This window comes from Burkholderia sp. HMSC10F09 (assembly GCF_001806955.1).
Taxonomy (GTDB): domain Bacteria; phylum Pseudomonadota; class Gammaproteobacteria; order Burkholderiales; family Burkholderiaceae; genus Burkholderia; species Burkholderia multivorans.
Map to the genome: position 1 here is coordinate 1 of NZ_KV786806.1, position 5,770 is coordinate 5,770.

Annotated in this window: 7 protein-coding genes; all 7 read right to left on the minus strand. The window is 69.7% G+C overall.

Annotated elements, in window-relative coordinates:
* Window positions 1–39 precede the first annotated feature (39 nt).
* Complete coding sequence (locus HMPREF3115_RS20020) at window positions 40–519, minus strand: BON domain-containing protein (protein ID WP_045592856.1); 480 nt, start codon at window positions 517–519, stop codon at window positions 40–42.
* Between the two features lie 159 nt (window positions 520–678).
* Window positions 679–1,230, minus strand: a complete 552-nt coding sequence (locus tag HMPREF3115_RS20025) for a hypothetical protein (protein WP_006410068.1) — start codon at window positions 1,228–1,230, stop codon at window positions 679–681.
* Window positions 1,231–1,330: 100 nt separating this feature from the next.
* Complete coding sequence (locus tag HMPREF3115_RS20030) at window positions 1,331–1,843, minus strand: low affinity iron permease family protein (protein WP_006405147.1); 513 nt, start codon at window positions 1,841–1,843, stop codon at window positions 1,331–1,333.
* 341 nt (window positions 1,844–2,184) lie between these two features.
* Window positions 2,185–2,928 carry an FRG domain-containing protein gene (locus tag HMPREF3115_RS20035; RefSeq protein WP_006405146.1) on the minus strand — a complete coding sequence of 248 codons (744 nt, stop codon included), beginning with the start codon at window positions 2,926–2,928 and terminating at the stop codon, window positions 2,185–2,187.
* A 41-nt stretch (window positions 2,929–2,969) separates the two neighbouring features.
* Entirely contained in the window at window positions 2,970–3,983 is a 1,014-nt protein-coding gene (locus HMPREF3115_RS20040) for a cytochrome d ubiquinol oxidase subunit II (RefSeq protein ID WP_006405145.1), read from the minus strand.
* Window positions 3,970–5,397 carry a cytochrome ubiquinol oxidase subunit I gene (locus tag HMPREF3115_RS20045; RefSeq protein WP_053298992.1) on the minus strand — a complete coding sequence of 476 codons (1,428 nt, stop codon included), beginning with the start codon at window positions 5,395–5,397 and terminating at the stop codon, window positions 3,970–3,972. The genes HMPREF3115_RS20040 and HMPREF3115_RS20045 overlap by 14 nt, the downstream gene beginning before the upstream one ends.
* Window positions 5,398–5,439: 42 nt before the next feature.
* Window positions 5,440–5,770 (minus strand): CopM family metallochaperone (locus tag HMPREF3115_RS20050; protein WP_371089505.1); only part of this gene is annotated, 331 nt, incomplete at its 5' end.

Here is a 5,770-nt window from a genome sequence, read left to right on the forward strand (position 1 = left end):
GGCACGCAAGTGTCGCGCACGCCGCCGCGCCGGGGCGCATCAGCTCGCGCCGTCGCCCGCGTCGGCGCGGTACTCGCTGCGCGTGCCGAGCCCGTCGTCGACGGTCCGCACGCCGTCGACGGCCGACACGCCGTCGACGATCGCCTGCCGCTCGGCTTCGTCGATCGCGCCGCTGAGCCGCACATGGCCGTCCTCGACGCTCACGTCGATGTCGTGCGGACGACCGGTGAGCCGCGCGAGTTCGGCGCGCACGCGCGCCGCGATCAGCGCGTCGTCCGCATGCTCGGGCTGCCAGTGCTCGCGCAGACCCGCGATCGCACTGCGCGCGCGATCGGTCGCCTGTTTCGCGCAATTGCTCGCATAGTCGACGACGCCGTGTCCGCCGGCCGCGGCCTTGTCGCAGACGTACGCACGTCGGCGGCGGCCCGACGCCGGATCGAGAAAGTACATCGCGACCGCGCCGCATGCGACGGCCGCAGCAAGATTCATCAGCGGTTTCAGACGAGTCTGGGATTCCATGGCAACACCGTACGCAATACCCGGGGACGGCCGGGCTTCGCCGCCTACGCAGCACGCGCCGTTCCTCGATCGTGCGCGAGCCGCACAAGCTGCCGCGGCTGCACGCGCTGCATCGGCGGCGCAATCCGCGTCGCGCGCTCGGTATACGCCAGACAGCACTCAGCGCGATGCCGCGTGCCGCCGCGCATACCGCCAGCCGCGCACGCACTCCTCCGCATACGGAATCACCGCGAACACGAGCACGGCCGCGAGCAGTACGACGATGTAAAGCGGCTCGGTAGGCCGCCAGCGCAGGGCGAAGTCGGCCGCGTGCACGCCGTCGCGCAACCGTGCGGGCAGCACGATCCACGCGATCAGCGAGAGCGCGACGAGCGGCATCATTTCGAGAAAGCTATGCACGTGCTGTTCGAACGGCGACACGTCGCGCCGCGACACGGCGAAGCGGACGTCGGCCAGCGCGGTGAACTCGTGCAGCACGAAACCGGCCGCCATCAGCGCGAGCACGGTCAGATCGATTTCGAACAGCAGCGCGACGAGCAGCGGAATGCCGACCTCGACGAGCTGCGCGACATGCAGCAGCGACTCGCGCACGCCCGACGTCGAGGCGATCTGCGAGCGTCGATGGCAGAGCCAGTCGACGAAGCCGGCCGCGATCCAGAGCGGCAGCACGAAGAAGCGCAGATAGCCGTCCGCGAGTTCGGTCGCGCTCATCGGTACGCGCTCGCAGCGCGGCGAACGAAATGACAAACGCTTGAAAAATGCGGATGTCGGGCGCGCACGCGCGATGCGGCGGTGCCGAAAAGCGCGTTCGTCACGACGCGTCCCGCGGCGCGTCGGCCATGTCGCGCACGCGTGCGCAATCCTCTTCGAGGCCTTCGCGCGTGCCCGCCCGCTTCGCGAGCTTCATGTACGCCTGCGCGAGCTGATTCAGCTCCTCCTCCGACGCATCCTCGATCCCGATCAGCCGGTCGCTCGCGGAACGCGTCGCCGCGACGAGTTCGTCGAGCTTCAGATGCAGCGCGACGCTGTCGCGGTTCTGGTTCCGCTGCAGCAGGAACACCATCAGGAACGTGATGATCGTCGTACCCGTGTTGATCACGAGCTGCCACGCGTCGGAATAGTGAAACAGCGGCCCGCTGACGAGCCACAGCAGCGTCACGGCGACGGCCGAGCCGAACGCGATCGGCGAGCCGGCCCACGCCGTGACGCCGGACGCGAAGCGCTCGAACGCGCGCGTGACGGGATGCGGGGCCGACGCGCGGTCGGTCCCGTGACGGTCGGCCGCGTCCGGCCGGACGCGGGATGAATCGTTCGCTTCGCGCATGACACCTCCCGGATGGAACAAGTAAGCGCACCCGCACGCGGACCGCGCGCCGCGGCAACGTAGTGGCGCGGGGTACGGTCCCGATGCGGGCGTCGACGCTGTATGAAGCAACCGGCATGCCCGGGCCGATGCGCCGATGCGCCGATGCGCCGATGCGCCACGCGCTTCGCGCTTCGCGCTTCGCACTTCGCACTTCGCGCTTCGTGCTTCGTGCTTCGTGCTGCGTGCTGCGTGCTGTGCGGGCGTTCGGAGCGTATGCGATGTGGCGGTTTGCATGGTTTGCGCGATGTGCGCGCCGTGCCGTATGCGCCGTATGCACGCCGCATGCATCCTCTGCACCCTCACCGCGGCGCGTGCGTATCCTCGTCGTCCGGGAAGTACCGCGTGTCGGTCCACTGCGCGATGCCGTCGAGATCCGGAAAGATCGTCGCGACGCTAATCCCGACGCGCGCAAGCTCATGCCGGATCGCGGCGAACCGCTCGCCCGGCACGACGATGCGCGTGAGGCGCCCCGCGAAGTCCGGCTGTTCGTCGAGCGGCGCGAAGCACTGCGCATCGGCGTCGTAGCTATGGATCGTGAACCACCCGTCCTGCGCGGTGATGCGCGGCATCACATGGCGCGGCCGGAACACTTTCGTGCGCGTGACACCGAGCGGCGCGCGCCGCTCGGCGATCGTCGCGATGTCGTCCGCGTCGTGACGCAGGCACCAGACGACACCGTCGACGCCCGCCTCCGACGCGCTCCTGACCGCGAACCACAGCGCGGCGAGCGCGCTGCCGGACCAGTCGAGCAAGCGCGTGCGCATCCCGTGCTGCTGCGCGATCGCGAGCCAGTCGCACGCGTCGAGATTCGGCGCCGGTTCGAGATGCGGCAGCGCACTGCGCATGAATTCGTCGAGCATCCGCGCTTCGATATCGGGCGTCGAGCGCCCGCGCGCGATGCTCGGCGCGAGCGCCCAGCCCGCGTTGCACTGCCCGCGAAAGAGCCGCGCGGCGCGGCCGTCGTCCTGCGCGGCGATGCGCGTCATGTAGTCGGCGACGCTGTCGATCGCTTCGCCCGCGTCGCGTGCGCGTTCACCTGCCATCCGTCGTCTCCCCTTTTCGTCGGCCGCGGCAGCCGCGGCCGTCACATATGCTCGTACCCGACGTCGCCGCGCACCTTGCCGCGGAACACCCAGTACGACCAGCCCACATACATCAGCAGCACCGGCAGCATGAACGCGGTGCCGATCATCAGGAATTCCTGCGACATCTGCGCCGACGCGGCCGACCACAGCGTCACGGACGGCGGCGCGACGTGCGGCCACAGGCTGATCGTGAGTCCCGAGAAGCCGAGAAAGAACAGCCCGATCGACGCGACGAACGGCAGCACTTCGCCGCGGCCGTGCAGCGCGCGCCAGGCGAGCCACGCGAGCAGCGCCGTCAGCACCGGCACCGGCGAGAAGAACAGCAGGTTCGGCCAGGCAAACCAGCGCGCGGCGATCGCCGGATCGGCGAGCGGCGTCCAGATGCTGACCGCGACGATGAACACGATCACGCCGATCAGTGCGTGGCGCGCGGCTCGCCGCGCGGCGAGCTGCAGCGGCCCTTCGGTCTTCATCACGAGCCAGGTGGCGCCGAGCAGCAGATAGCCGACGACGAGCCCCGCCGCGGTCAGCAGCGGAAACGGCGCGACCCAGTCCCAGCTCGTGCCGGCGAAACGCCCGTCGACGACGCGAAAGCCCTGCACGAACATGCCGAGCACCGCGCCCTGCGCGGCGGTCGCCACAAGCGAGCCGCACGCGAACGCTCCGCTCCAGAGCCGCTTGCGCGCGCCGACCACGCCGCGAAACTCGAACGCGACGCCGCGAAACAGCAGCCCGAGCAGCATCAGCAGCACGGGAAAGTAGACGCCCGGCACGACGACCGAGAACGCGCCCGGAAACGCGGCAAGCAGCAGCGTGCTGCCGAGCACGAGCCAGGTTTCGTTGAAGTCCCACACCGGCGATACCGACGCGATCATGCGGTCGCGCTCCGCTTCGTCGCGGCGCCAGAAGAACAGCATCCCGACGCCGAGATCGAAGCCGTCGAGCAGCACGTACATCAGCACCGACAGCGCGAGCACACCGGCCCACAGCGGTACGAGATCAAGCCCTGTCATCATTCGCTCCCGGTGGTTGCGCGCCGCTGTCCGACACGGCCGACAGCGGCCGCGCGGGCCGCTCCGAGACGGCCGCGCCCGGCGTTCCCGCATGCGCGGGCGCCGTGTCGGGCCCGAGCCGCACGAGCCGGCGCAGCAGCACGAAGCCCGCGCCGAAGATCGCCAGATAGCCGATCGCATAGAGCGCGAACGACAGCGCGACGTCGCCCGTCGTCAGCGACGGCGTGACCGAGTCGGCCGTGCGCATCAGCCCGTACACGGTCCACGGCTGCCGGCCGGCTTCGGTCGTCGTCCAGCCCGCGAGCACCGCGACGAAGCCGATCGGCATCGCCAGGCGGCACGCGTGCAGCCAGCCGCGTGCTGCGTACAGCCTGCGTCTGCGCCACAGCGTGAGCCCGCGCACGACGATCGCGAGCATCACGATGCCGAGCCCGACCATCAGATGGAACGCGAAGAACACGACCGGCACCGACGGCCGCTGGTCGCGCGGCCAGTCCTTCAGCCCGTGCACGAGCCCGTTCCAGTCGTGCGTCAGATACAGGCTGCCGAGGCGCGGAATCGACACCTCGAAGCGATTCGTCTCGCGCGCCTGATCGGGCCACGCGAACAGCGTCGCGCGCACGCCGCGGCCGGTGTCCCACAGCCCTTCCATCGCCGCGAGCTTCACCGGCTGATGTGCCAGCGTGTTGAGGCCGTGCGCGTCGCCGAGCGCGATCTGCACGGGCACGGCGATCGTCAGGAACCATAGCCCCATGCGGACCATCACGCGGCTTTCGTCGGGCGCGCGCCGCTGCAGCAGATAGTGCGCGCCGACCGCGAGCACGACGAACGCGGTCGTGACGAGAAACGCGGTGACCGTATGCGCGAGCCGGAACGGGAACGACGGGCTCAGCAGTACCGACAGCATGCTGTCCGGATAGAAGCGTCCGTCGACGATCCGGTAGCCGGTCGGCGTCTGCATCCAGCTGTTCACCGCGAGAATCCAGAACGACGACAGCAGCGTGCCGAGCGCGACCAGCACGGCCGACATCGCATGCGCCCACGGCGGCACGCGCCGGCGGCCGAACAGCAGCACGCCGAGAAACGCCGACTCGAGAAAGAACGCGGTCAGCACTTCGTACGCCATGAAGCCGCCCACGACGTTCGACGTCGCCGCGACGAACCGGCTCCAGTTCGTGCCGAACTGGAACGGCATCACGATGCCCGATACGACGCCCATGCCGAACGACACCGCGAAAATTCGCAGCCAGAACGTCGACAGCCGCAGATACACCGTACGCCGCGTCGCCCAGTGCAGCACCTCGAGCGTCGCGATGAAGCACGACAGCCCGACGGTGAACGCGGGCAGCAGGATATGAAACGCGATCACCCAGGCGAACTGGAATCGCGACAGCAGCAATGCATCGATGTCCATGGGACCTCCGGTCAGGCGCGACGGCGCCGTCGCCATGCGCGCTCACGGCGTCGCGCCGTGCGCCTTCTGCCAGCGCTCCATCAGCGCGATCTCGTCGCGCTGCGCGGCGACGATGCGGCTCGCGAGCTGCCGCAGCGTCGGATCCTTGCCGTATTTCAGCTCGACCTGCGCCATGTCGATCGCGCCCTGGTGATGCGGCGCCATATGCGAGACGAAATCGCGATCGGCGTCGCCCGTATAGCGCGCGGCGTCCATCGCTTCCATCATCCGGTGGTCCGCGCGCTGGAAGGCCTGCGTCGACGAGTCGGGCACGACGGTCGGGTCGGTCGGCCGCAGCTGCGCGGCGGCCGGCATCGCGGCCGCGCCCGCCGCG

What these genes read in the sequence shown, in the direction of transcription:
- HMPREF3115_RS20020 (WP_045592856.1), bottom strand. Translation starts at nt 519, where the DNA reads ATGGAATCCCAGACTCGTCTGAAACCGCTGATGAATCTTGCTGCGGCC.
- HMPREF3115_RS20035 (WP_006405146.1), bottom strand. Translation starts at nt 2,928, where the DNA reads ATGGCAGGTGAACGCGCACGCGACGCGGGCGAAGCGATCGACAGCGTC.
- HMPREF3115_RS20030 (WP_006405147.1), bottom strand. Translation starts at nt 1,843, where the DNA reads ATGCGCGAAGCGAACGATTCATCCCGCGTCCGGCCGGACGCGGCCGAC.
- HMPREF3115_RS20045 (WP_053298992.1), bottom strand. Translation starts at nt 5,397, where the DNA reads ATGGACATCGATGCATTGCTGCTGTCGCGATTCCAGTTCGCCTGGGTG.
- HMPREF3115_RS20025 (WP_006410068.1), bottom strand. Translation starts at nt 1,230, where the DNA reads ATGAGCGCGACCGAACTCGCGGACGGCTATCTGCGCTTCTTCGTGCTG.
- HMPREF3115_RS20040 (WP_006405145.1), bottom strand. Translation starts at nt 3,983, where the DNA reads ATGACAGGGCTTGATCTCGTACCGCTGTGGGCCGGTGTGCTCGCGCTG.